Here is a 25,783-nt window from a genome sequence, read left to right as displayed (position 1 = left end):
TTTGGTTGAAAATATGTTACCTACAGGGAAACAAACTTTAGAAGAGAAAGTAAATAAGTTTAAAAGAGTAAAGATAATCCATCCTAAAATGAATCAAGTAATGTCGGAACTTAAATCATTGATAGAGAAACCTTCTGGTAATGAAATTATTATGGTTTTGGGACCATCAGGTGTTGGGAAATCAACGCTTATAGAGGAATTAAAAAAAGAAATTATAAATAACTTATTTGATGAATTAGAGAAGGAGAGGTCTATTCTTCCTTTTGTATCTATAGAACTTATATCTCCTGATAGTGGTATTTTTAATTGGAAAGATTTTTATGTAAGAGTACTGCGAGCTATGGAAGAGCCATTAATTGAAAAGAAAATTATATATAAAAATAATATCGAACCAGAAAAGAGGGAAAAGATAAAAGTGGGACCGGGGCATTATTTAACTTCTCCGGAGCTAAGAAGATCATTAGAAAATGCTTTTTATTATCGGAAACCGCAAGTGTTTATTGTGGATGAAGCTCAGCATTTTACTAAAGTGCCATCAGCAAGAAAGTATTTGGATCAGCTAGATTCACTTAAATCATTATCTAATCTAACAAAAGTTCCACAACTACTAGTTGGTACATACGAACTTAAGAACTTTGTAAATTTAAATGGGCAACTAGCGAGAAGAACCTTTGACATACATTTCCCTAGGTATGACATATCTAACAAACAAGATTTCATCAATTATTTAGGAGTTATTAAAGGTCTTTTTGAATATCTTCCTATAGAAACATCATCTTCATTATTTGAAAATTGGGATTATTTATATGAAAGAACAGTAGGATGTGTAGGGATATTAAAGGATTGGTTAACAAGAGCGTTGAGGTTAGCTTTAGAAAATAATGAGAAGTCATTAAAAATTCAACATCTCAGAAATACGGCTCTTTCTATAAATAAGGTATCTAAACTTGTTGATGAACTTTCACAAGGAGAGGCGTGTTTCATAGAGAATTCAGATAAGATATTGGATGTAAGGATAAAGTTAGGTCTTGATAATGAAAATGTAAATCAAAAGGGTAATTCGAAGAAAAAGAATGTTGGTATTAGAAATCCTAAAAGAGATAAAGTAGGCGGAATGAAGGATGAATAATATTAAAATATTTGAAGAAAAACAAGCTACTTATTCATTTTCGAAAAGGAGTGAGTTTTATGCTTTGGAACCTATAGGAATTGGAACAGATAGGGTAGAAGGGCTAGTAAGTTATTTAAGAAGGTTAGCGAATGCTCATAATGTAACATTACATGCTTTAGTTTCTTATATAATTAAATTACATCCTAATCAATTGATACATCCAACTCCTATGTATTATCCGATACTGAGGAATGGTATGAGTAAAACGATGGGGCTCGTTGTAGAATCGCTGGAGGAACTAGGATTAATTTCTAATCCAAAAAACATGACAATGTTACCATGGGAAAATGTAATGAGTTATTCAAAGTTATTTACAAGTGAAAAAAAATGGTGTCCAATTTGTTTAGAAGAATGGAAAAATAATGGAATAAAGTGTTATGAGCCATTAGTATGGGGGATAAATTTATTAAATATTTGTTCTCAGCATAATGTAAAGTTACATCAGTTTTGTTCAAATGTAGAATGTAGAGCCTCTCAGTCATCACGTCATGAAAAACTACCAATAGAATATTGTCAAATTTGTAATCAATGGCTTGGTATCAATAAAAATTTAGAATTAAAATTTGTTAACAAGGATATAGAAGAATGGAATGTATGGGTTGCTGATAACTTAGGAGAAATGGTAATTAAAATTTCTAATCTAAAAATACCTAAAAATAATCAAGTATATGGCATTATAGATAAATGGATACAGGATTTTTTTCAAGGAGATAGAAGGCGTTTTTGTTATCAAATAAACATTGATAATAATAGGCTTCAGCAAATTGAACGCGGAAAATATAGATTATCATTAAACTCTCTTCTATTATTAAGTTATCGGACAAAATTAAAATTAAATGATTTATTTTATTATGGTATAGAATCTTGAAAAGGCTAATTGTTGTTTATTTTGGTCATTATATGGTTAAATAATTGGTTTTTGAACATTATATGGTTAATAAGAATTAAGATATGTTATGAAATTTATTAAATACAAGCTTATAATTGGCCAATTTATGATTTAATAATTGGCCATTATATAGTTTAAGTTACATTTTGTGTGATTTGAACCATAACTTTGCCATTTTGGCAAGGTTATGGTTCTTTTTGTTTGCGGCAAACTTATGCTTCCAGGATTTGAAGAATATTTTTAATGTCGCTTTTAAATAAAGTCATAGTGTTTATAAAAAAGACGCGATGTTTTGTCCCTTTGAATCTGTTTATCTAAAAGGATGTTTTTATAGTGAAAAGAAAATCTGAACTGAAAGGCGGATTAAGGAATTGTTGAGTAGCAATAAAGTTAATCAACTAAAGGGCCATTTTGTGGAATAACACTTAATAAGAAAATTAGATATTTCTGTTAAAGCATATAGAGAATATTGTGAAGAAACGTACTTAAGCTAACTGGCAGTTTAGTTTAATAAAAAAGGAGAGCTGTAAGGTTGCTCTCTATTCTGGCTTTGGCCATTTTTCTATCCTAAAGCCATCGTCTGGTTCTGGTTTGAAAAAAATATCGTGAAAATAAATAATCGATAGAAAAATTAACACAAGGATGGTTGCAATAATAAGTGCTTGTTTCGTGTAATTTTTATCATCTTCTCTTTGTCGCTTAATTTTTTCTCTATATTTTAATTGTACTTTTTTCTTTTTATCATCTAATTTCATTCGGCCTGAATGTCCCCCTTTTTATTTTTGCTTAAAACAAAAACCCGCAATAAAAATTTTATCCAAATTAATAAAAATTTATTGTAAAACGATAAAATATATATTAAAATCAAAATCAGAATAAATAAGTGAGGTGCTTTTTATGGAAAAAGTAACAACGTTATTTTTAAAAATAGCTGTTATTCTTTTAGGAGTCCCAGTTCTTGCTCTGTGCATCTTTTTGGTGCCTGAGATGGCGAATCTTGCAGCAAAATTGCTTCCAGAGTTTGCTTTTATAAAATATTTCGTTTTCATCGCTTTTGATGCATCGGCGATACCTTTTTACTTTGCTTTGTATCAGGCTTTCAAACTCTTACGCTATATTGACAAAAATAAAGCTTTCTCCGATTTATCTGTAAAAGCTTTAAAGATAATCAAATACTGTGCCATCACAATCAGTATTTTGCATGTGCTAGTTTGGCCGCTCTTCTATATCTTTGCGGAAGTAGACGACGCACCAGGAGTTATCTTTGTCGGATTGGTTGTTCCTTTTGCTTCGATGGTTATCGCAGTCTTTGCGGCTGTTCTCCAAAAACTTTTACAAGAAGCAATTAATATCAAATCAGAAAATGATTTAACGGTCTGAGGTGAATAACAATGGCAATTATAATCAATATTGATGTGATGTTAGCAAAAAGGAAAATGAGCGTAACAGAACTTTCGGAGAAGGTTGGAATAACAATGGCGAACCTTTCTATATTGAAAAATGGAAAGGCAAAAGCGATTCGACTATCCACTTTAGAGGCAATTTGTAAGGCTTTAGAATGTCAGCCTGGAGATATTTTAGAATACAAAAGTGACGAAGACAGTTAAACATATTGAGGAGACTTAATATAACAATTATTAGGGGAGGTATAACTATGGACATTAACAATTTGATTATTGAAAATATTTCTAACCCTCATGAGCTAGAGAGAATGTATAGAAAAGACCCGAAAACTTTTAAAAAGTCATTCTCACACGCATGGGAACAAAATCCTGATTCTCAGGTTCTTGGCGTTTGGTATGAAAGATTGCATTTCAAGGAGACGGCAAATACAGAAAAATCTTCCTTGCTTCAAAAAGGTTTCTTATTCATGGGCATTTTAGCCATTCTGGCCGGGATAAGCACCAGGATTATTTTCCATTTTGTCGAACAGGAAGCAATTGCTCCAATTAACCTGGCTTTTGGTATAATTCCCTTTATTGCTGGCTATTTTGTTTACAATAATACTCCGAAAAAAAGTGTTATTTATTCCCTTGCAGCGTTGTTCCTAATTTCCGGGTTTTATCTTAATATGCTGCCATTAAATTATAAAGACAGTATTATCCTTGCTTATTTACACCTTCCCATATTCTTATGGGTATTGGTAGGACTTGCATTTACAGGAAATGAATATTCAAAAGGCAGTACAAGATTAGCCTATATTAAATTTAATTTGGAATATTGTATTCTCTACGCCAGCATGGCAGTTAGCGGAATGGTACTAGCAGCATTAACCATGCAGTTATTTAGCTTTGTTGGCTTGGATATAAAAGACTTCTATTTTAGTAATGTCGTTTTATTTGGTGCTGCCGCTCTCGCTATTGTGGCTGCATACCTGGTATCAATGAATCTTAAACTTGCTAAGAATATTACACCATATATAGCTAAAATTTTTAGTCCTCTTGTCCTGGTCACATTGTTGGTCTATCTTATAACGGTTATATGGGTCGGAAAAAATCCATTCTTGGACCGCAATTTCCTGATAGCCTTCAACGGAATACTCCTTGGTGTATTGGCCGTTACCATATTTTCCATTACTGAGAGCGACTCAGACGAGAAAAAGAACATTTCAGATTATATAAATTTTGCCTTAATTGTTCTTGCGCTTATCATTGACAGTGTGGCTTTGTCAGCCATCGTGTTCAGACTTTCTTCTTATGGGATTACGCCTAATAGACTTGCTGTTTTAGGTGTAAACATACTTATCTGGGCAAATCTAATTTGGATTATGCTCTCCTATATACGTCTTCTACAAAACAAATCTGGACCTTCAACTATCCAAGATGCCGTTACTAAGTATTTGCCGGTCTACGGAATTTGGGCAGCTTTCGTTACATTTACTTTTCCTATAATTTTTAATTAGAAAGGCTCTGTTAATGTAACGAAAAGCTAATCTTCTATAACGTATAAAATCCTTAGAGCCGATATTATGCAGCTTTTTATACAGAGTTGCATAGTTTGGCTTATTTTCATTACTAAAGTTAAAAAGAGGGTATTCAAACTAGAAGACATAATATATTGTTGCAACTGGATTCTTTAAAATATGGCCAGTTTCATGTGCCCAACGAAAAAGGACTTCATGAAACGTATTTGATAAGCTAAACTTGCAGGTTTTAAGTTTGAGTTTGATTTAGATTAAATGTGAAAAGATGTACTTACACTAAAGGGGGCTAGAGTTTAAAAGTGGGAGGTGCTGCGGCACCTCTTTTTCTTATGCAACAAACGGGGCAGGATAGTTGAACAAGCACGCTCGACGAAAAGGGCATTCCTAGTATTATAAGGGATGCCCTTTTTACTAAACTATAGGGTATTTTGTTAGAATTCAAAGTGTAGAATCATTTTACTGGTTTGACCTGTAAACTTATAATTATAGGACCCTTTTAGGCTTTTTAAGTCACCGGTAGATTTGATGATTGTTGCAGGAGAATCTAGATTTCCTTTATCAAAAATTCCTTGCTCTATGGCTGTAAATGTCCCCCGTTTCCCCTTGTAAGTTCCTTCGAAATGCAGAAATCCAGAAATTTTAGAAGTGGCCAAGTGACCATCATCTACGTTTGAATCTAAATAATATAATAAATATTCAACAAAAGCTTTTCCTTTTAATTCACCATCAATATCATATTCGACATGGGCAATATTAATAGGGAAACCTTTTCTAGTGTCATCGACTGGATTTTCATCCCATTTGCTTACTGTAAATGTTACCTCCATACGCGTAAACCTCCCTTCATTATTAGATGAGTAATCTACCTCTAGTATACCATCTAAAAATTACCATAAATAGTGGTGTCTCATAGGAGTGTTTTTATTTATTGTTCTTTACTAACTTTGTGAAATATTACACTTAAAGTAACGGGTGCTTTTCTTCAATAAGATTTGAATAATGATCTTTAATAATCGGGCGCGATTGTTGAGCAAACACAGGTAGAAAAATGATTAAACTTTTTATAAAAAATTATTCACTAGCAACAAATAACCCAAACATTTTGATCAAACTTTTTTCAAAATGTTTGGGTTTCTTCTGTTGAAAAATCAATTTTTGTAGCATGCTTTTGATCAAACTTTATTACAAACCAACAGCATTCACGGCAAGCTTATGGGTTAATAATTAATCCACGGCAAAGATATGCTTCCTTTAGCGGCAACTTTATGGTTCTTTTTGTTTTTAGCAAAGTTATGGTTTAAAAAATAGAGTATGTCTAATTATTTGTATGGAATTTACTTAATAAATATAGAAGAAACTGTTGCTTTGAAAAAAGGTTTAATCAAATTGGATTCTTTTCTTTTTTGAACGAGCATTCTGTTTTATAAAATGTTTGAATAAAAATTACTTGAAATTTTTAATGAGTCTTTTTATCTTGATAAATCTTAATATCCCATGTAGGATAAAAAACTATAGAATATTTTAGTATAAAAAATAGAGGTGAATCAGTATGTATTTGGCTCCATTATTTGAAAACGATGTACCAGTAGCACTTTTCCGCTCTTAATAGAGAGAAAGTGACTACATCTCTCCGTTAGGGGCTTTATAGACCTAAACAAAAAGCGGAGGGTAAAAAAATGAAAAATACCTTATTAGGTTCTTTATATTTAATTCTAGCTTCCAGTATTTGGGGCGGTATGTATGTTGTTGTTAAAGTATTAGTATCGGTCATTCCTCCATTGGAACTTGTATGGTTGCGCTATTTAGTAGCTATTGTTGCACTTCTTATTATCGGATTCGTAACAAAACAAAAATGGCGAATCGAAAAACGTCATTTCTTAATAATCATAGCAATTGGAGTTATTGGTTATGCTATTTCAATTGTTACTCAAGAAACGGGTACAATGCTATCTTCAGCACAAATGGGAGCTGTTATAACTTCTTCAACACCAGCATTTATGGTGTTGTTTGCTTGGTTAATCCTTAAAGAACGGTTGACTTTAAAAAAGGGGATATCTGTTTTTTTAGCGACAATTGGAGTAGTTACCATTGTCGGAATTGGTGACTTGAATACGTCAAGTGTGCTTGGTGGTATTTCTCTTCTTATTGCGGCTTTAACATGGGCGCTTATGTCTGTTCTTGTAAAACGTTTGCCGAGTGATTATTCACAAATTGTGGTAACCACTTATTCCACCTTGGTAGCTCTTATTGTGTTAACTCCTTTTGTTTTACCAAGGTTACATGCAATTGATGTCTCTCAACTAACTCGCCCAACTATTTGGGGAGGACTCTTATATTTAGGTATTATCTCAACAGCCGTTGCGTTTTTACTTTGGAATCGTGGATTACAAATGCTTAATGCCTCAAGTGGAGGATTATTTTTCTTCTTTCAACCTGTTGTTGGAACATTACTTGGATGGCTTATTCTTGGAGAAAAGATAGGTGCAACGTTTTGGATAGGTTCTATCCTAATTCTGACAGGTGTTCTATTAGTTATTAGAGAAAAACAGGATTAATTAAAAATTTCTTCGTTAATAAATGATTGTGTGTAAAATGATAAATTTTTAGGAGGAATAAATATGGCAACTTTTGAGGATTTTCAAAAATTAGATATGCGTGTGGGAGAGATTATCCGTGCGGAAGAATTCCCTAAAGCGAGAAAACCTGCATATAAACTTTGGGTTGATTTTGGTGATGAGATAGGGATTAAAAAAGTAGTGCGCAAATAACCGATTGTTATGAGTTATCGGATCTTATTGGTAAACAAGTATTAGGTGTTGTGAACTTCCCTCCAATGAGGGGTGCTGATTTTAGTTCAGAAGTATTGGTGATGGGGGTTTATGCAGAACAAGGTGTTGTGCTTATAGAGCCGCAACAAAAAGTAAAAAAAGGAGACCGCTTAGGATAAAGTTAACTATACACATAACTTTAAATGGTTGCCAAATTTACATGTGGTCAACATGACGTCTCGTGGTGAATAGTTTTGCTATAATATATGAGTATGATTCACCTATAGAGGAGTGCTAGAAAATGCGATCATTTAATGTCGATGAATTTATTTCCAGTGTTTTACAATGGATATTAAATATAGCTCTTATCATATTATCCATTGTTCTATCTATCTTTTTAATTAATGAAACGATTACATTTATACAATACATATTTTCTACAAAAAAATATACGTCTTATAAATTAGTTGAAAGTATTATTGTTTACTTTTTATACTTTGAATTCATTGCATTAATTATTAAATACTTCAAATCGAATTATCACTTTCCGTTACGTTATTTTATTTATATAGGAATTACGGCGCTAATTCGATTAATTATCGTTTCTCATGAGGAACCACTTGAAACATTATTATATGCAGGAGCTATTCTTATTTTAGTTATTGCTTTATATATATCTAATATGAGAGATTTGAAGAAACATTAAATAAAGAAGTAGTGCAGACCAAGAGATTGGTTTGCACTACTTTTTTTGGTATTATGAATCCAAATATTAAAAGGGAGAAAATGCAATGGAAATATGTAAAGAGATTGTAGTGGAACGCCGAACTTATAAAGCTGCTAAAGATACACATTCCCATAGTTATGCTCAGCTCATTTTACCCCTTCAAGGAGAGCTTGTTATAAAGACTGGGGTACAAAACCTTCTCATAGACCAACAAACATTATTTTTTGTTCCTCCTGAATGTGATCATACCTTTCATTCTTCTGTGCGTAACGAATTTTTAGTTCTGGATATTCCTTATTTCATGATTCCTGCGGGTGAGTTACAAAATAGGGGGATTTCTTGTCCATTCACGAATCAGTGGAAAGGAATTCGTTATCTTATCCTGAATGAAATGGAACAAGGAGGATCTGCGCTTAAAGAGCTCTATCCGTATATCTCACATTGTTTACTCCAAGAGCAACAACCTAATTCGATTAAATATATTCACGAACATTATCATGAAAATATAACGGTACAGGAACTTGCACGACTGGAGCATTATAATCGTTCCTATTATTCAGATTGGTTTCTAAAAGAAACAGGAAAATCTCCGTCAGCATATATACAAGAAGTGCGATTGAATAAAGCGAAAGAATTATTACGAAATACCAATTTACCCATTTTACACATTGCAATTCAAGTAGGATTAGAGCACCAATCTTCCTTAACACGTTTATTCCAAAAATATGAGGGAATCACACCAAGTCAATATCGAAAAGGTAACTTTTCATATGTCACGAATACATGACATATGGTTAAAAATTACTGATTTCTAGTAAAAACCTATAATTGTATGTGTTTAAAATGTAAATATAGATATTGTGAAAACGGGAGGTAATAAATGTGGCAAGCATTGAGGATTTCATGAAATTAGATATTCGTGTTGGGACTGTAATAGAAGCTGTACCATTTCCAGAAGCGCGGAAACCAGCTATAAAATTAAAAATTGATTTCGGTGAGATGGGTCTTAAACAATCTTCAGCTCAAATTACGCGAAGATATGAACCAAAACAACTTATCGGCCGGCAAGTAATCGCAGTTGTGAACTTTCCCCCTAGACGTATCGCAGGTTTTAAATCCGAAGTATTAGTAGTAGGCGGTGTACCAGAAGAGGGGGATGTTGTGCTGTTAAAACCGGATGAGCCTGTTGCAAATGGTACACCAATTGCATAGAAATGTAAAAAAGTCAAATATGAGTATCCATCTTAAGATGCAATAAAACCAAAAAGCAGAGGGCTAGTGTCAAAAGACACTAGCCCTCTGCTTTTTTATTTTTAGGAAAAGAGGAATCATAATGAGTTTACTTAAAGTTGAAAATGTTCCACATTGTTTTATAGATAAAACTTTATATAAAAATGCTACTTTTGATTTATACAAAGGAGAACATATGGGAGTAGTAGGACAAAATGGATCAGGGAAAAGTACGTTAATAAAAATATTGAGATAAAACAAGATTTGTAACTTCTCTTTTAATTCTTTTGCTTTGGACTGCATATGAATCATTGTATTGCCTCCTTATTTGTAAGGGTTTTGTTCAGGGAATTCTGTCGATTGTATGTTGTCATATATGAATCTTTAGAGTGATGAAATTTAAGCATTATATAAAAAGGAAAAATAAAACCAATTGCTTTTCTCCTCATTATCTGCCAAGCTTAAGGAGACAAAATACTTCAGAGAAAGAAATGTATAGGTGACGAATATGATCGAAATCAAGACTTCCACACTTAGCGATGGAGAATTTAATAGAGGAGTATTTGCAACACGTGATATAAAAAAAGGGGAGCTTCTACATGAAGCGCCAGTTATCTCTTATCCAAATGAGGAACATCAATTTATAGAGAAAACGCTACTTGCTGACTACGCATTTGAGTATGGAATAAATCATTCGGCAATCCTTTTAGGATACGGTATGCTATTTAACCATGCGTATAAGCCAAATGCAACGTATGAAATTAACTTTGATAATCATACATTTGACTTCTATGCTTATAAGGATATAAAAGCAGGAGAAGAAATCCTGATCAACTATAATGGTGATGTTAATGATGATGAACTATTATGGTTTGATAAGGAAAAAGAAGAAAACGGTAAGTAAAGTGTAAAAAGAGCACATTCCATTGGGTGTGCTTTTTTATATGGAATAAAAATAAATTTTTTGAAACCAAACTGTACTTTCGTCTATCTAATAAGTGAAAGGAGGGATACGATGGATGAAATAAAATTAGTCAAAAAAGCAAGAAAAGGTGACGATGCAGCTTTCGAACAGCTCATTAGTTTATATCAAGATCAGTTGTACCGCACTGCGTATCTGTATGTACAGAATAAAGAAGATGCACTGGACGTTGTGCAAGAGACGGTGTATAAAGCGTACTTATCCATAGAGCAATTAAAGAAACCAAGCTACTTTTTGACATGGTTGACACGTATTCTTATACATAATGCCTATCAGCTATTAGGTGAAAAGAAAAAAGTGAAGAAGATAGAGGACGGAAGAGAAGCAGATACATATGGCGGGATGCCAAACAAACTACATCAAATTGAGCAACATATTGATTTGCAGGGAGCAATTCAAAGGTTGGATGAAAATTATCAAACAGTAATCATTTTATATTATTATTATGATATTCCAATTAATCAAATTGCTTGGCAAATGAGTGTACCAGAGGGAACTGTAAAGACATATTTGCATCGAGCGAGAAAATCTCTAAAAAAATTATTAGGGGGGAGTGATGAGAATTGGATAAGCAGTGGTTTAATGATGAAATAAATAAAGTTGATGTTCCGAAACAAGAATTGAATCTGGCTATACAAAAAGGTATTGCTAGGGCAAAGACAGAAAAGCCAGTTAAAAAGATATATAAGAGAAGAAAAATTGCTTTGTTAACTGCAGCTTCAATATGTATAGGTGTACTAGGCTCTGGATTTGTGTTTCCGCAAATGAGTCGTGTATTGGCGGAAGTTCCAATTATCGGGAAAATTTATTCGCATTTTCATGATACAATTGGTCAAAATTTATCGGCAAGTAAGCTTGTAACAGAATTAAATCAGCAAGCAGTGAGCAATGGAATTAGCGTAATAATGAATAGTGTGTATTATGATGGTGGTAGAATTGGCGTTACATTTAAAGTAGATAATCCAGATCAAGTAGTGATCAGAAATAATTCTGGTAGGGATTTTTATTATGACTTTAAGCTTGTTGATGGAAGTCCGAAATGGATGCGTGCAGCTTCATGGGATGGAAGAGTAACTAAAGATGGGTGGTTTGGGAATATTCATATTGTTTATCCAGAAAAAGAGCTTCCCCAAAATACAACATTACCAATTACCATTACATCTATCGGGGAAACAAAAGGGGTTTGGAAATTTGATATTCCAGTACAACAATTAGAAAATAAAATCATTCATCCTCAGCAATCAATAAGTAGTGAAGATAAAGAACATACATTTAACTTTGAAAAGATTACAGTTGGAAAAGAATCACTTGCAATCGACTATAAAGCGATTTATCCGCTTATAGGGGAGAATGATTTAGCGAGAATTGAAAAAGTAACTGATGATAAAGGAAATGAAATTGATTTTAAAACATCAGGTATTGAATTTGGAAGAGAAAAGGTCAGAAATCAGATAGAATCTGATGAAAGATCTATTTTTGGAAAGATTCCAGAGGGTTCGGAATTTATTACGTTACATCCAAATGTGAGATTGTCTGAAAAACCATCTATTCAGGACTTAAATAAAAAGACACCATTTGAAATACAAAGTACTCGTAGTGATTTGAAGGTGCTTGTTAATAAAATTCAGCATAAAAAACAGCGATTAATTGTGCAATATACACTTCAAAATGTCGATACAAAACATAAATCTATGGACGAATTGATAAATTACGGAGAAGTTATGAATTTAAAGGATTCTTCATATTTGGATAAAGAATTTGCACCAATTGGTCATGTTGTAAAGGGGAGCGATGTAAAGGTATTGAATAAGGAGAAATTACAATTCCAGGCAACGTTTCAGTTAGATGGGGAATATGGTGTAAAGAATTTTAGTTTAAAGAAATATGTATTAGAAGTAGAGATGTCACCATATCATCCTGAAAAACCATTACCGCCAGTCAAAATTCAATTAAAATAATCAAAAAAAGGATGTCCTTAACATATAAGGAGGCATCCTTTTGTTTTTACTTTACATCTAATTTCTCTTTCACTTTTGCAGGTAACTCATCTTTTTGCACTTCTTCATATGATTTTACTTGTTCATAAGTTACTTCTGCTTTATGTTACAAGGACCTTACAGTTTTGTAATGTCTATTTTGGATATGACAAAACATAGACATTCTTATCAGTTTGAAAAGTTCCTTCTTTAAACATATTTTTTCACATTGACATGCGATATAATAGAGTTTTGTAAAGGAAGAAATTAGGTACAATTTCTTTTCTATCTTAAACTTGGTTATATCGGAAAATTTTTGAAGGTAAAGTTTTCTTCTCGATTTTTTGATAAGATAGAGACGGAAGCTATCTTACTAAACTATTTAGGTAATCTATGTGGTGGCCGATTACCTACTTATTTTCAGCATGGCATTACATGTAGTGTAGTAAATGAACTTGTAAGCGGAATGGAAGAGAATAAGAGAAATGGTTTTAAGAATGCTGGAACTATTGAGAGGATAGGCCATTAATTATTAATAGAAATAGAGGAATCATAGAATGAATATGCAGGAAGTATATAAATATTTACGTACAGTATTACCAGAAGAACATGTAAAACAAGATGAGATGTTAAAGAATCATACGCATATAAAAGTAGGGGGGAAAGCAGATGTTTTTGTACAGCCTACTACCTATACTGAAATTCAACAAGTTGTACAGTATGCAAATGAACATAACATTCCAATTACGTTTTTAGGAAACGGCTCTAATGTGATTATAAAAGACGGTGGTATTCGTGGAATTACATTAAGCTTGACTCATATCACGGATGTTACTGTGAATGAGCAAACAATTGTAGCTCAAAGTGGTGCAGCTATTATTGATGTATCAAGAATCGCATTAGAGCATTCTTTAACAGGTCTTGAATTTGCCTGCGGCATCCCAGGATCTGTTGGAGGAGCTTTATATATGAATGCAGGTGCATACGGCGGTGAGGTTGCATATGTATTAACAAAAGCGGTTGTCATGACAAAAGAGGGAGAGCTAATTACTCTTTCAAAAGACGACTTTGATTTTGGATATCGCAAAAGTACATTTGCTAATAATCATTACATTATACTTGAGGGTACATTTGAACTTGCAAAAGGTGAATATGCAGAGATTAAAGCCAAAATGGATGATCTAACGTATAAAAGAGAATCGAAGCAGCCATTAGAATACCCTTCATGCGGTAGTGTTTTCAAGCGTCCACCTAACCACTTTGCTGGTAAGCTTATCCAAGACTCTGATTTGCAAGGAACGCGAATTGGCGGTGTGGAAGTTTCAACAAAACATGCTGGATTCATGGTAAACGTTGATAATGGAACGGCGCAAGATTATATCGATTTAATTCATTTTGTTCAAAAAACGGTTAAAGAGAAATTTGGTGTTACGTTAGAAAGAGAAGTAAGGATTATTGGAGAAGATGTGAACTAACCGCCACTTAAATTCTAACGGATTTTGAAGTGGGGGCTTCTCAATTCCACGACGAAAGTAACCTTTCGTCTCCCTGAGTGTTACTTCGGGTTATTCCACCCCTAGATGTCCAACGTTTGGACGTTCTTTTTTACGGTTGATATTTTATGCAGGAACCGAACGGCTTGGTTTTCGCACTTTATTTTCTTCCTGCAACCTTATATATCAAGTTATCAAAGAACTTTATGTGTCTAGTTTATCAGAGATCTTTTGGCTGTGCCAAAACGAAATTCATCTCCCACCTAGCATTGGGCTATCGCCCTACATACGCTTGAGGAAGGAGAATGCTTTCGGATAGAGTGTTAAATTAACCAATAAATGATGAATGTGAATAATTTCTAGAATTTTTTTGGGGATAATTGACAATGCGTTTTCAATTCACTATAATGGCTATAATTTAATATATCAAATACGTTGAAAGAGCCCAGTAGCAGTTTGTCACTGTTATCGAGAAAGCTAGGGGTTGCTGGAACCTAGCACAAACAAACTTGTGAATTACACTCTGGAGTATCTTAGGTAATGCTAAGCGGAGTAGCAATCGATATTATTGCTAAGAGTGGTATGAATAGTGGAATTGTCCCTATTTGTGCAATCTGGGTGGTAACACGGTTAATAATCGTCCCTATGTCTAGTATAGACATAGGGGCTTTTTTGTTTTTTTGCAAAGGAAATTTAATAAAGGGGATGGAAAGAGATGAACATTATTGATGAATTAGAATGGCGCGATGCCGTTAATCAACAAACAGATGCAGAAGGATTACGCAAGCTAGTAGAAGAGAAAAAGATTTCCTTGTACTGTGGCGTCGATCCAACTGGTGATAGTATGCATATTGGACATTTAATTCCGTTTATGATGATGAAACGGTTTCAATTAGCTGGACATCATCCAGTTATTTTAATTGGAGGAGCGACAGGAACAATTGGGGATCCAAGTGGTCGACAAACTGAGCGTCAGTTACAAACATTAGCGCAGGTTCAACAGAATGTGGATGCTTTAACAGCGCAAATGCAGAAGTTATTTGAATTTGGTGGTAATAGTGAAGTAAAGATGGTAAATAACTATGATTGGACACATCAAATCAATATTATCGAGTTTTTACGTGACTACGGTAAAAACTTTAGTATAAATAGCATGTTAGCAAAAGATATTGTAGCAAGCCGTTTAGATACAGGGATTTCATTTACGGAATTCACATACCAAATCTTGCAAGCGATGGATTTCCATCACTTATACAAAGAGGAAGGTGTCCAATTACAGATTGGTGGCAGTGACCAGTGGGGAAATATTACAAGCGGTTTAGATTTAATTCGTAAATTAGAAGGGCATGAAGCGAAAGTATTTGGGTTAACAATTCCGTTATTATTAAAATCAGATGGTACGAAGTTTGGAAAAAGTGCAGGCGGAGCAGTTTGGTTGGATCCTGAAAAAACAACGCCATTTGAATTTTACCAGTTCTGGGTGAATACAGATGACCGTGATGTAGTTAAATACTTGAAATACTTTACGTTCTTAACGAAAGAAAGAATTGATGAATTAGCAGTTAAAGTTCAAACAGAGCCTCATAAACGTGAAGCGCAAAAAGTGTTAGCTGAAGAAATGACGAAATTTGTTCATGGTGAGCATGCGCTTTCACAAGCTTTAAAAATTACAGCGGCATTATTTAGTGGGGATATTAAATTATTAACTGCTGATGAAATTGAACAAGGCTTTAAAGATATGCCAACTTTCCATGCTTCAAAAGAAACAAAAAATATCGTTGAGTGGTTAGTTGATTTAGGAATTGAACCTTCTAGACGTCAAGCGCGCGAAGATATTAATAATGGAGCAATTTTGATGAATGGAGATAAAGTAACGGATGTGAATACAGATGTTACGGCGGAAAATTCATTCGATGGAAGATTTATTATTATCCGTAAAGGTAAAAAGAATTACAGTTTGGTGAAATTAGGCGCATAAAGTTTGCTGTAGGGTAGAAGCGAGGAGTGTTCCTTGTTTCTACTCTTTTTTGTACACAATTTTGTCATAAAAAAGTCAGTATATTAAGATTATTATAGAGGTTTATCTGGCTTTTATGCCGAATAAAAATAATATATAAATCGTTGTTACGAAGAATAGAAGGAGTGGCGGATGCTCTCTTCCATCAAAAAGGAAAGTTTTTATGTCAGTTCTTCAATTTATATTTATAAAAAAGTTACTCATAGTAATCTAAATAAATTTCTTTGTTTTCTTGAAAGATAAATCATTGCCACGAAGAAAAAAGGAGCCTTGCGCTCATTGTATCTTTTTGTTTTAAACATGGCATGAGGCAGAAAAAGGCCCTGACCGCTCCTATGCATGGCTGGATGCGCTCTCCCATCTAAAAAGAAAGCTTTTAAAAATAAAAAAGCCCAAATCATGATTTGGGCTAGTGTTTGGATTAGTAAGCTAAGCTGAATAATCCTTTAATGTGTGATAAGTAACGAACGTTACTTGCTTCTTTCATTAATGATGCTGGTAGACCTTTAAGTGGAGTTGAGCTTGCTCCGATTGTAGCAACAGCATCTTTACGTCCTAGACTAGCAAGTGTTCCAGAGTTTACAGGTGCGAACTCTTCGAATGCTTTGCCTTCTAGTGCTGCGTATAAGTTGTATCCAATTAACTCACCCATTTGCCAAGCGATTTGTGCAGTTGGTGGGTATGGGCGACCGTCTGGAGCGAAGACAACAGCGCTGTCTCCAGCAACGAATACGTTCTTGTGAGAAGTAGATTGTAGGTATGCATCAACTGTTGCACGGCCACGGTTTACTTCAAGACCTGATTCACCGATTAATGGGTTACCTTGTACGCCGCCTGTCCAAACGAATGTGTTAGCAACGATTTTTTGACCGTCTTTTAAGTCGATTTCATTGCCAGCAACGTTTGTTACAGGAAGACCAGTTAAGAATGTAACACCGCGTGCTTCTAAGCTAGTAGTTGCACGTTCGATTAAGTGGTCTGGTAATACCGGAAGAATTTTTGGACCTGCTTCAACAAGAAGAAGTTTAATTTCTTTTGGATTTACGCCATGGCTTTTTGCAAGTTTAGGCATAATGTCAGCAAGCTCACCAACTAGCTCAACGCCAGTTAATCCGCCACCACCGATTAAGATTGTAGCATCAGCTTCATTTTTTGTTTTAGCGTATTCACGAATACGATCTTCAACGTGTTTGTAGATTTTGTTTGCATCAGCAGCAGATTTTAATACCATGCTGTTTTCTTCTAGTCCTGGAATACCGAAGTAAGCTGTTTTACTTCCTAAAGCAACTACAAGTGCATCGTAAGATAAAGTAGTGCCGCCAACTAGTTTAATTTCTTTGCTATCAACTGAGAATGACTCAACTGTTGCAATTTTAAGATCGATGTCTTTACCTTTGAAAAGCTTTGTAAGTGGCATTGCAATTGCTTGCTCGGACACGTTACCAGCTGCAAGGCGGTGTAGTTCAGTGATGATTTGGTGTGTTGGGTATTGGTTGATCACTGTAACTTGTGCTTCTGATTTGCTGTAATATTTACGTACGTTTAAAGCGGCAAGAAGTCCGCCATAACCAGCGCCTAAGATGACAATTTGTTTTGACATAGTATGATATCCCCCGTCTTTACTAATTGTTGTTATAAGTTAAATTATTTATTGTTACGTTCTGCACTAATTTGAAGATAAGCATTTACAAAGCGGAACATTTTTTGTGCTTGTGGGTCTTTTAGTAATTTTAATAGACCGAATAGGCCGATAACTTCGTTGCTTTCGTCAGCACGATCTTTAGCTTCGATAGCAGTTGCAGCCATGCTTTTCACTGTATCTTTTACAGGTTCTACAAGCTCTTGGATTGCACCAACAGTGTCGCTTTTTAATACTTCATCAGTAGCAACAGTTTGAGCGAAGTCATAAGACTTAGTTAAAATGTTAACAAGCTCAGTTAATTTTGGAAGCTGTTCCACTAGTGTTGTTAATGATTCTTGTACCTCAGGTTTTAACAACTGATCAAGTACATCAAGTTGTCCTTGGCTAGCAGAAATTTGTACAGTTTCTTGTTCTGGCTTTGTTTGAGTCATAGTTTCTGGCATCTCCAATTCTCCTTTACGATAGCAATACTCTTATTTTTGATAGGTAAGATAGGAACCGTTTACGAAACTTTATACAAAGTTTCACAAAACACAATAAAATGCCTTTAAATTTATGACAGCAAGTAAGCTGAAAACATAAATCTAAAACCATAACGTCTTACCTATTATTTATGAACTGTCCGATACATGGCTTGTCCGCATAATGGAAAAGATCCCTTATCGGAAAGTGTATATAATATATATCCTATATTATATACTATATACACCTATGTTAACATAAAAATGATTCCTAATTATTTGATATTGAGCCTATAACCTAGTACTGACAAGGCATGAAAGCGCATAAAATATTTTGTTTATGTTGGAAATGTACATATATATAAAGAAAAAAAGGGAAAAATGAACAAATTTATGTTCGTTTTTTCCTTTTTTCTTATTGTTCACCTTCTGTAATTAGCATCGATGTGTTACCGCTTTTTTCAAGATGGCATTCGCCCCAAGTACAAAGAGAGTCAAGAATCGACTCTAAAGACCAACCGTAGTCGGTAAGAGAATATTCTACTCTTGGTGGGACTTGATTGTATACCTTTCTTTGAATAACCCCGTCTTCTTCTAATTCACGTAATTGCTGTGTTAACATTTTTTGTGTAATACCAGGCATTAAACGTTTTAGTTCACTCGTTCTCTTAGTTCCTTTTGTTAAGTGACAAAGGATAACAACCTTCCATTTTCCGCCGATAACCTCTAAAGTCGCCTCTACAGGAATATTGTATTTCTTCATATGAAACCCTCCTTTGGTAAATGTAGATTTCAGCTTTTGAGTAAAATAAGCTAAATAATACAAATGTTACTTTTTAGTACCTATAGCACTTTAAAGTACGTACTTTTTATCATGTTAAATATGTTTCATAATAGCACATGTAAGAGGCAAATGAGTAGTACGGTACTAAAAAGTGACTATGTTACTTTTTGGTATCTATAGTACTTTAAAGTGCGTTCTTCAAAAAAAGAATGAAACCATTCATAATAGCGTTTATAGGTATTAAATATATTTTTTAGAAGATAAAAGGGCCTTTTTATCACACTATTATGATTGGATTTCTTGTAATAAGGAGGAATTCAATTGAGTTCATATACAGTATCATCTTCGGAAGTTCAGACGAATCGAAGAAGTATGTTTGCTTTATTAGCGTTAGCAATTAGTGCGTTTGGGATTGGTACAACCGAGTTTATTAGCGTCGGTTTATTACCATCTATTTCAGAGGATTTACATGTCTCTGTTACAACAGCGGGTTTAACTGTTTCTTTATATGCGTTAGGAGTAGCATTTGGTGCTCCAGTGTTAACGTCGTTAACAGCTAGTATGTCGCGAAAGACGTTATTAATGTGGATTATGATTATTTTCATTATTGGTAATGGAATTGCGGCGGTAGCAACAAGTTTTAGTGTCCTACTTATCGCGAGGGTTGTATCTGCTTTTGCACATGGCGTTTTTATGTCGATAGGATCTACAATTGCGGCTGCACTCGTACCAGAGAATAAACGTGCTAGTGCGATTGCTTTTATGTTTACTGGTTTAACTGTTGCGACCATTACAGGTGTACCAATTGGAACATTTATTGGTCAACAATTCGGCTGGAGAGCATCGTTCATGGTGATTGTAGTAATTGGAATCGTTGCTTTAATCGCCAACAGTATGCTAATTCCGTCTAATTTAAAAAAAGGTACGTCTGTATCATTTCGTGATCAGTTCAAACTGATTACGAATGGAAGACTATTACTTGTTTTCATCATTACTGCATTAGGATACGGTGGAACATTCGTAACATTTACGTATTTATCACCGCTATTACAAGAGGTAACAGGATTTAAATCAAGTACAGTTACTATCATTTTACTAGTGTATGGAATCGCAATTGCGATAGGGAATATGATTGGCGGAAAATTATCGAACCATAATCCAATTCGAGCGCTATTTTACATGTTCTTTATTCAAGCGATTATATTATTTGTTTTAACATTTACAGCACCATTTAAGGTAGCTGGGTTAATCACAATTATTTTTATGGGACTATTCGCATTTATGAATGTTCCGGGGCTACAAGTATATGTAGTTATATTGGCTGAGCGCTTTGTTCCAAGTGCTGTTGATGTTGCTTCAGCAATTAATATTGCTGCATTTAACGCAGGAATTGCTCTTGGTGCTTATTTAGGTGGTATTGTAACGAACTCGTTAGGGTTAATTCATACAGCCTGGGTAGGTGGCATTATGGTAGTAGGCGCTGTTATTTTAACAGCTTGGAGTATGGCATTAGAAAAAAGAGATCAAGTGAAATAAAGGAGAGAAGAGTATAATGAAAAATTTACAAAGTAAAACAGTATTGTATAATGGTGTAGAAATGCCTTGGTTCGGTTTAGGAGTATTTAAAGTAGAAGATGGACCAGAGCTTGTAGAGGCTGTAAAAACAGCGATTAAAGAAGGATACCGCAGCATCGATACAGCGGCGATTTATGGAAATGAGAAAGCTGTAGGAGAAGGTATTCGCGCAGGGATAAAAGCAGCGGGTATTTCAAGAGAAGATCTATTTATTACTTCAAAGGTTTGGAATGCAGATCAAGGGTATGAAACAACAATTGCTGCATATGAAGAGAGTTTAAAAAAATTAGAACTAGATTATTTAGATTTATATCTTGTTCACTGGCCTGTAGAAGGGAAATATAAAGATACGTGGAGAGCGTTAGAAACACTTTATAAAGAAGGGCGCGTGCGTGCAATTGGCGTAAGTAATTTCCAAATCCATCACTTGCAAGATGTAATGAAAGATGCAGAAATTAAGCCGATGATTAACCAAGTGGAATATCACCCATGCTTGACACAAAAAGAATTACAAGCTTTCTGTAAAGAACAAGGTATTCAAATGGAGGCATGGTCACCACTTATGCAAGGTCAATTATTAGATAACGAAACATTACAAGAAATTGCTGATAAGTACGGTAAGACAACAGCGCAAGTCATTTTACGTTGGGACTTACAAAATGGAGTTATCACAATTCCAAAATCAACGAAAGAACACCGTATTATTGCAAATGCAGATGTCTTTAACTTTGAATTAACAAAAGAAGATATGGAGAAAATTGATGCGTTAAACGAAAATCACCGCGTTGGTCCAGATCCGGATAACTTTGATTTCTAAAATAGATTGAGAAAGAAGAGCGCAAAAAAAGTTTGTGCTCTTCTTTTTATTATTAGAAGACTAAATATTCAAACAAAATATTTACTCCTTATATAAAATAGGATATCTTAAATTTATGATATGAAATTTTTAGGGGGAGCACTTATGAGTAATCATCGTACAAATCATTTTCGTATGTTAATTGTTACCGCGCTATTTGCTGCAATTATTGGGATTTTAGCTCAAGTGACCATCCCGCTGCCACTTGTTCCGATAACAGGACAGACGTTAGCGATTGGGCTTACTGCTACAATTTTAGGTTCGCGTTATGGGACTTTATCTGTAGTATTATATGTTTTGATTGGTGCAACTGGAATCCCTGTTTATGCTGGATTCAGTGGTGGTCTCTCTGTTTTATTCGGGCCTACAGGTGGCTTCCTATTCGCCTTCATTCCAACTGCTTTTTTAATTGGTTTGTTAACTGAAAAGACGAAGCTTACATTTTTGAATTCGTTAATCGCTAATATTTTAGGAATGCTCGTGACATTAACGATTGGAACTGTATTTTTAAAGTATGTAGCATCACTAGGATGGCAAGCGGCTTTCCTAGGAGGATTTGTTCCTTTCTTGATTGTAGGTGTGATAAAGGCTGCGTTAGCGGCGTGGGTTGGAATTAAGGTGCGAGGAGCATTAGTACGTTCGAAATTATTATTGTAAGAAAACTAAATGATGATAGAAACACGCGTAGGAGGATTCCTGCGCGTGTTTTTTATAGCGTTTTAAAAAGGAGAAAGTAATGCATAAAAAGACCTTTTAACTAGATACTATACAGTAGTAAATTTGTTATTTTATAAGGGGTTGTAAACATGAATATTAAACAATCGTATAAGTTATTGGTTGCTTTTTTGAGTGTTTTATTTGTATTTGCGAACTTATTATTCCCACTCCAAAAAGCATCCGCAGAAGTAATGGATCATACGAAGTATCAAATGGATTGGAGTTATAGTAAATCAAAAAAGAGACCAATCCGAACTGAACTCATTAAAACAGCAGATGGAAAAATAGCTTACTGCTTAGATGTTTTTTTGAAATCACCAAGCGGTCAAGATTTACCTGAAATAGGTAAGGTAGATATTGGTGTGTATCGTGTATTGTTAAATGGTTACCCACAAAAAAGTCCACAAGAATTAGGTGTATCTGATTGGAGAGAGGCGCATTATGCGACGCAGCTCGCTGTATGGAATGCACTTGGACAAGTGAGTATCGATGATTTAGATTTTCGTAATAAAAATGTAGAGAAATTAACGAAAGACATTGTTGCGAAAGCGGCTAGCAGTGAAGAAGTACAAGAAATCACGATGAGCGTTACGCCGTCGGAAAAACAAGAAGCAGTATTAAAAGATGAGTTTTTCGAAACAGGTTTATATACAGTGGAAACAAATGCAAAGAGTGGAACGTACAAAGTGCAAGCAACTGGTGCGCCGCAAGGAGTTAAGTTTGTGAATGAAAAAGGCGAAACAAAAACGGAGTTTAATGTAGGAGAAAAATTCCGCGTGTTAATTCCGAAAGAGACGCCGTCTGGTGAATTTAGCTTTAAAGTATCTGGTAATTTAACGAAATTACAAGGTATTGAACATAAGGGAACGGAAACGATTCAAGATGCGGTAGTTTTATTAGAGCGTAGTGAGGAAAAAACAAGTCCAGAGTTAGCGGTAAGCTGGAAAAAGACTGAAGCTCCGCAGAAACCGAATAAGCCTTCTACACCTTATAAAAGATAGTACAAGTTGCGGAAAAGCTGGCATATGCCAGCTTTTCTTTATGTATAATCATCTTATTTTAGGTTGCGGGATTGGACTTGTGTTTGGTTTATTTGCAAATGGCATAATTGCCTTAAAAGAAGGAAAATAAAAAAGGCGCCTCATCTTAATTAGAGGCGTCTTCTCTTATATTATTCAGCTTCAGAAACAACTGTAAAGCGTTCGTTCACATGTTTTGGGTTTTCAATTTCATCAAGTGCAGCTACAGCGAAATCTTCATAACTTACATAGCTATCGCCTTTTGCGTTAACAAGAAGGTGATCTTTACCTGCTTTGTAAGATCCAGTGCGTTTTCCTAATGCGAATAATGCAGAAGGGCTAATGAATGTCCAAGTGATATCGTTTGTTTGCTGTAAGATTTCTAGGTTTTTACCTTGGTTTTGAGCAGTTGCAAGGTATTCTTTCGGGAATCCTGGAGTGTCAAATACACGAGTTGTTTTTGCTTCATCCACAAATAAGCTTCCAGCACCACCGACAACAAGTAATTTTGTATTAGGTGCACCTTTCATTGCTTCAATTAATACGTTTCCTGCATCTACGTGAAGGTGTTCTTGACCAGCTGGAGCGCCAAATGCGTTTACAACTACATCAAATGCTTGAAGATCGTTAGCAGTCAGGTCGAAAACATCTTTTTCTAAAACTTTTACATTGTCTTCTGTAATTTTTGCTGCGCTTCTTACGATTGCTGTTACTTCATGTCCACGATCTAACGCCTCTTTTAAAATGCGACTTCCAGCTTTTCCGCTTGCTCCGATAATTCCGATTTTCATAAGGAATCCCTCCAAATAATTGTTATAAGTGTATATCTGAAAAATGAATGAATGTCTTTTAAGTAGGTTTGTCATCACCTTTTGTAACCATTATAGTTACAGGTTTGTTTTTTGTCAATCGCTTTGTTTATAAAAAATATTTCTTCAAGTAGTATGTACGTTTCTAAAAATAACAAGTCATATTTCTTAACAAGTAACAAGGTTGTGTTATAAAACCTAACATTTGGAAGTAATAACCTGTCGAAAAAAGTTGATTTTTGAATATTTTTTAAATATAATTCAATTTATGAAGAGAAAAGGGAGGGGACTAATTGTATGAACATTTTAGAACAGTTCATTTCATCAACGAATACGATTCTTTGGTCATATATTCTTATCGCAATGTTAATAGGCCTAGGGCTTTATTTTTCTTTTAAATTGAAATTCGTACAAATTAGCCATTTAGGAGAAATGGTACGATTAATGAGTGACGGATTAACTGGAAAGACACGTAAAAAGGGGAGCGTATCTTCTTTCCAAGCTTTCTGTATGAGTTCAGCAGCCCGCATTGGGATTGGTAACTTAGCTGGTGTAGCGTTAGCGATTTCTATGGGGGGACCCGGTGCAGTATTTTGGATGTGGGTAATCGCAATTATTGGGGCATCTTCAAGTTTCGTAGAAAGTACACTTGCACAAATTTATAAAATAAAAGATGGCAGTGGATTCCGTGGTGGTCCTGCTTATTATATGGAAAAAGGTTTAAATAAACGTTGGATGGGAATTTGGTTTTCTATTCTTATCACAATTAGTTACGGTTTAATTTTCAACTCAGTACAGGCGAATACAGTTACACTAGCATTTAAAAATGCTTTCGGTTTAGAGCGTTACATTGTAGGGATTGTATTAGCCGTATTAATCGCAGTTATTATTTTTGGTGGTGTTAAAAGTATTGCACGTATGTCAGAAGTGATTGTTCCACCAATGGCAATTCTTTATATTGGAGTAGCTGTTTTCGTTGTTATTAAAAACTTCTATTTACTACCAGATGTTTTCACAGAAATCTTTAAAGGTGCATTCGGTTTAGATTCAGCTGTAGGTGGCGGTATTGGAGCAGCGATGAAGTATGGTATTCAGCGCGGATTATTTGCGAATGAAGCAGGTATGGGTAGTGCGCCGAATGCGGCTGCGACAGCAGATGTAACGCATCCAGCTAAACAAGGATTTATTCAAACAATTGGAGTTTTAGTAGATACATTTTTAGTATGTACATCAACAGCGTTTATCGTATTATGTTCTGGTGCATATAAGGCAACAAACTTAGAAGGTATTGAATTAACGCAAAGAGCATTAAGTTCACAAATTGGTCCATGGGCAAGTAGCTTCTTGGCGATTATTATTTTCTTATTTGCGTTCAGTTCACTTCTAGGAAACTATTATTATGGTGAAACAAATATTGAATTCATTAAGAAAAGCAAAACTTGGTTAATGATTTATCGTGTAGCGGTAGTTGGAATGGTGTTATTCGGTTCTGTTGCAACGCTTCAAGTCGTATGGAATATGGCAGACTTATTTATGGGTCTAATGGTAATCACAAATTTAATTGCGATTACACTTCTTGGTCGATTTGCATATGCTGCGTTGGCAGACTATGTAAAGCAAAAGAAACAAGGAAAAGATCCGGTCTTCAACGCAGATTCTATTCCAGGTTTAACAAATACAGAGTGCTGGGACAAGCCAGTGGTAGAAAAAGAAAAAGCTGTATAATGAAATGGGAAACGAGCAT

General features: G+C 34.6%; 26 protein-coding genes, 2 pseudogenes and 1 other annotated feature. Of the genes and pseudogenes, 22 read left to right on the top strand and 6 right to left on the bottom strand.

All coding sequences use genetic code 11. The features are described from left to right. Nucleotide 1: 1 nt before the first annotated feature. Complete coding sequence (locus Y7E_RS0121665; RefSeq protein ID WP_017153338.1) at nt 2–1,129, top strand: AAA family ATPase; 1,128 nt, start codon at nt 2–4, stop codon at nt 1,127–1,129. After that, complete coding sequence (locus tag Y7E_RS0121660) at nt 1,122–2,039, top strand: TniQ family protein (RefSeq protein WP_017153337.1); 918 nt, start codon at nt 1,122–1,124, stop codon at nt 2,037–2,039. Before Y7E_RS0121665 ends, Y7E_RS0121660 begins: the two co-directional genes overlap by 8 nt. A 560-nt stretch (nt 2,040–2,599) precedes the next feature. On the opposite strand, the gene Y7E_RS35090 is transcribed toward Y7E_RS0121660, so the two are convergent. Next, a complete protein-coding gene (locus tag Y7E_RS35090) occupies nt 2,600–2,815 on the bottom strand; it encodes a hypothetical protein (protein ID WP_017153336.1) in 216 nt (71 codons plus the stop codon). A 142-nt stretch (nt 2,816–2,957) separates the two neighbouring features. On the opposite strand from Y7E_RS35090, the gene Y7E_RS0121650 reads away from it, so the two are divergent. The 3 genes from Y7E_RS0121650 to Y7E_RS0121640 are packed head-to-tail and all read left to right on the top strand — an operon-like array spanning nt 2,958 to nt 4,962. Then, a complete protein-coding gene (locus Y7E_RS0121650) occupies nt 2,958–3,440 on the top strand; it encodes a DUF2975 domain-containing protein (RefSeq protein WP_017153335.1) in 483 nt (160 codons plus the stop codon). Between the two features lie 11 nt (nt 3,441–3,451). After that, complete coding sequence (locus Y7E_RS0121645) at nt 3,452–3,667, top strand: helix-turn-helix domain-containing protein (protein WP_017153334.1); 216 nt, start codon at nt 3,452–3,454, stop codon at nt 3,665–3,667. Between the two features lie 47 nt (nt 3,668–3,714). After that, nucleotides 3,715–4,962, top strand: a complete 1,248-nt coding sequence (locus tag Y7E_RS0121640; RefSeq protein ID WP_017153333.1) for a DUF4153 domain-containing protein — start codon at nt 3,715–3,717, stop codon at nt 4,960–4,962. A 452-nt stretch (nt 4,963–5,414) separates the two neighbouring features. Here the strand turns inward: Y7E_RS0121640 and Y7E_RS0121635 are convergent, their stop codons facing one another. Beyond that, nucleotides 5,415–5,810 (bottom strand): DUF3224 domain-containing protein, encoded by a 396-nt coding sequence (locus Y7E_RS0121635; protein WP_017153332.1) that lies wholly within the window; start codon nt 5,808–5,810, stop codon nt 5,415–5,417. A gap of 849 nt (nt 5,811–6,659) precedes the next feature. On the opposite strand from Y7E_RS0121635, the gene Y7E_RS0121630 reads away from it, so the two are divergent. The 12 genes and pseudogenes from Y7E_RS0121630 (at nt 6,660) to tyrS (ending at nt 16,137) form a co-directional block, all read left to right on the top strand. Continuing rightward, a complete protein-coding gene (locus Y7E_RS0121630) occupies nt 6,660–7,538 on the top strand; it encodes a DMT family transporter (protein ID WP_017153331.1) in 879 nt (292 codons plus the stop codon). Nucleotides 7,539–7,601: 63 nt separating this feature from the next. After that, nucleotides 7,602–7,930, top strand: a pseudogene (locus tag Y7E_RS30200) (tRNA-binding protein). Between the two features lie 122 nt (nt 7,931–8,052). Continuing rightward, the gene (psiE, locus tag Y7E_RS0121620; RefSeq protein ID WP_017153330.1) at nt 8,053–8,457 is read left to right on the top strand and encodes a phosphate-starvation-inducible protein PsiE; all 405 of its coding nucleotides are present in this window, start codon (nt 8,053–8,055) and stop codon (nt 8,455–8,457) included. A gap of 85 nt (nt 8,458–8,542) precedes the next feature. Then, nucleotides 8,543–9,265 carry an AraC family transcriptional regulator gene (locus tag Y7E_RS0121615; protein ID WP_017153329.1) on the top strand — a complete coding sequence of 241 codons (723 nt, stop codon included), beginning with the start codon at nt 8,543–8,545 and terminating at the stop codon, nt 9,263–9,265. 95 nt (nt 9,266–9,360) lie between these two features. Next, on the top strand, nt 9,361–9,690 hold the full coding sequence (gene csaA / locus Y7E_RS0121610; protein WP_017153328.1) for a chaperone CsaA: 330 nt from the start codon (nt 9,361–9,363) through the stop codon (nt 9,688–9,690). Nucleotides 9,691–9,811: 121 nt separating this feature from the next. Further along, nucleotides 9,812–9,958: pseudogene (locus Y7E_RS32060) on the top strand (ATP-binding cassette domain-containing protein); the annotation flags it as partial. A gap of 258 nt (nt 9,959–10,216) precedes the next feature. Continuing rightward, entirely contained in the window at nt 10,217–10,612 is a 396-nt protein-coding gene (locus Y7E_RS0121600) for an SET domain-containing protein (RefSeq protein ID WP_017153326.1), read from the top strand. A 111-nt stretch (nt 10,613–10,723) separates the two neighbouring features. Beyond that, nucleotides 10,724–11,284 carry a sigma-70 family RNA polymerase sigma factor gene (locus tag Y7E_RS0121595; protein WP_017153325.1) on the top strand — a complete coding sequence of 187 codons (561 nt, stop codon included), beginning with the start codon at nt 10,724–10,726 and terminating at the stop codon, nt 11,282–11,284. Then, on the top strand, nt 11,254–12,648 hold the full coding sequence (locus Y7E_RS0121590) for a DUF4179 domain-containing protein (protein ID WP_017153324.1): 1,395 nt from the start codon (nt 11,254–11,256) through the stop codon (nt 12,646–12,648). The genes Y7E_RS0121595 and Y7E_RS0121590 overlap by 31 nt, the downstream gene beginning before the upstream one ends. 334 nt (nt 12,649–12,982) lie before the next feature. Then, entirely contained in the window at nt 12,983–13,195 is a 213-nt protein-coding gene (locus Y7E_RS33310) for a hypothetical protein (RefSeq protein ID WP_154652050.1), read from the top strand. A gap of 28 nt (nt 13,196–13,223) precedes the next feature. Beyond that, on the top strand, nt 13,224–14,141 hold the full coding sequence (gene murB, locus Y7E_RS0121585) for a UDP-N-acetylmuramate dehydrogenase (protein ID WP_017153323.1): 918 nt from the start codon (nt 13,224–13,226) through the stop codon (nt 14,139–14,141). Nucleotides 14,142–14,585: 444 nt separating this feature from the next. Further along, nucleotides 14,586–14,807 (top strand) — a binding site (T-box leader). A 67-nt stretch (nt 14,808–14,874) separates the two neighbouring features. Continuing rightward, on the top strand, nt 14,875–16,137 hold the full coding sequence (gene tyrS, locus Y7E_RS0121575) for a tyrosine--tRNA ligase (RefSeq protein ID WP_017153321.1): 1,263 nt from the start codon (nt 14,875–14,877) through the stop codon (nt 16,135–16,137). Nucleotides 16,138–16,597: 460 nt separating this feature from the next. Here the strand turns inward: tyrS and Y7E_RS0121560 are convergent, their stop codons facing one another. The 3 genes from Y7E_RS0121560 to Y7E_RS0121550 all read right to left on the bottom strand — a co-directional run bounded on the left by Y7E_RS0121560 (nt 16,598) and on the right by Y7E_RS0121550 (nt 19,042). Then, nucleotides 16,598–17,776, bottom strand: coding sequence for an NAD(P)/FAD-dependent oxidoreductase (locus tag Y7E_RS0121560; RefSeq protein ID WP_017153318.1), 1,179 nt, complete (start codon nt 17,774–17,776; stop codon nt 16,598–16,600). 44 nt (nt 17,777–17,820) lie between these two features. After that, on the bottom strand, nt 17,821–18,261 hold the full coding sequence (locus tag Y7E_RS0121555; RefSeq protein ID WP_017153317.1) for a DUF1641 domain-containing protein: 441 nt from the start codon (nt 18,259–18,261) through the stop codon (nt 17,821–17,823). Nucleotides 18,262–18,694: 433 nt separating this feature from the next. Then, on the bottom strand, nt 18,695–19,042 hold the full coding sequence (locus tag Y7E_RS0121550; protein ID WP_016121022.1) for a winged helix-turn-helix transcriptional regulator: 348 nt from the start codon (nt 19,040–19,042) through the stop codon (nt 18,695–18,697). A 393-nt stretch (nt 19,043–19,435) separates the two neighbouring features. On the opposite strand from Y7E_RS0121550, the gene Y7E_RS0121545 reads away from it, so the two are divergent. From Y7E_RS0121545 to Y7E_RS0121530, 4 genes are all read left to right on the top strand, one after another. Next, a complete protein-coding gene (locus Y7E_RS0121545; protein WP_167321113.1) occupies nt 19,436–20,599 on the top strand; it encodes an MFS transporter in 1,164 nt (387 codons plus the stop codon). Nucleotides 20,600–20,615: 16 nt separating this feature from the next. Continuing rightward, on the top strand, nt 20,616–21,455 hold the full coding sequence (locus Y7E_RS0121540) for an aldo/keto reductase (RefSeq protein ID WP_017153315.1): 840 nt from the start codon (nt 20,616–20,618) through the stop codon (nt 21,453–21,455). A 144-nt stretch (nt 21,456–21,599) separates the two neighbouring features. Then, nucleotides 21,600–22,151 carry a biotin transporter BioY gene (locus tag Y7E_RS0121535; protein ID WP_017153314.1) on the top strand — a complete coding sequence of 184 codons (552 nt, stop codon included), beginning with the start codon at nt 21,600–21,602 and terminating at the stop codon, nt 22,149–22,151. Between the two features lie 149 nt (nt 22,152–22,300). Continuing rightward, nucleotides 22,301–23,212 carry a thioester domain-containing protein gene (locus tag Y7E_RS0121530; protein ID WP_017153313.1) on the top strand — a complete coding sequence of 304 codons (912 nt, stop codon included), beginning with the start codon at nt 22,301–22,303 and terminating at the stop codon, nt 23,210–23,212. Nucleotides 23,213–23,382: 170 nt separating this feature from the next. Here the strand turns inward: Y7E_RS0121530 and Y7E_RS0121525 are convergent, their stop codons facing one another. Beyond that, nucleotides 23,383–24,021: an NAD(P)-dependent oxidoreductase gene (locus tag Y7E_RS0121525; protein ID WP_017153312.1), complete on the bottom strand. Its 639-nt coding sequence runs from the start codon at nt 24,019–24,021 to the stop codon at nt 23,383–23,385. A gap of 315 nt (nt 24,022–24,336) precedes the next feature. On the opposite strand from Y7E_RS0121525, the gene Y7E_RS0121520 reads away from it, so the two are divergent. After that, nucleotides 24,337–25,764, top strand: coding sequence for an alanine/glycine:cation symporter family protein (locus Y7E_RS0121520; protein WP_017153311.1), 1,428 nt, complete (start codon nt 24,337–24,339; stop codon nt 25,762–25,764). Nucleotides 25,765–25,783: the final 19 nt, after the last annotated feature.

The sequence above is a fragment of the Bacillus bingmayongensis genome (assembly GCF_000299035.1).
Taxonomy (GTDB): domain Bacteria; phylum Bacillota; class Bacilli; order Bacillales; family Bacillaceae_G; genus Bacillus_A; species Bacillus_A bingmayongensis.
This window is presented reverse-complemented; position numbering and strand designations above follow the sequence as displayed.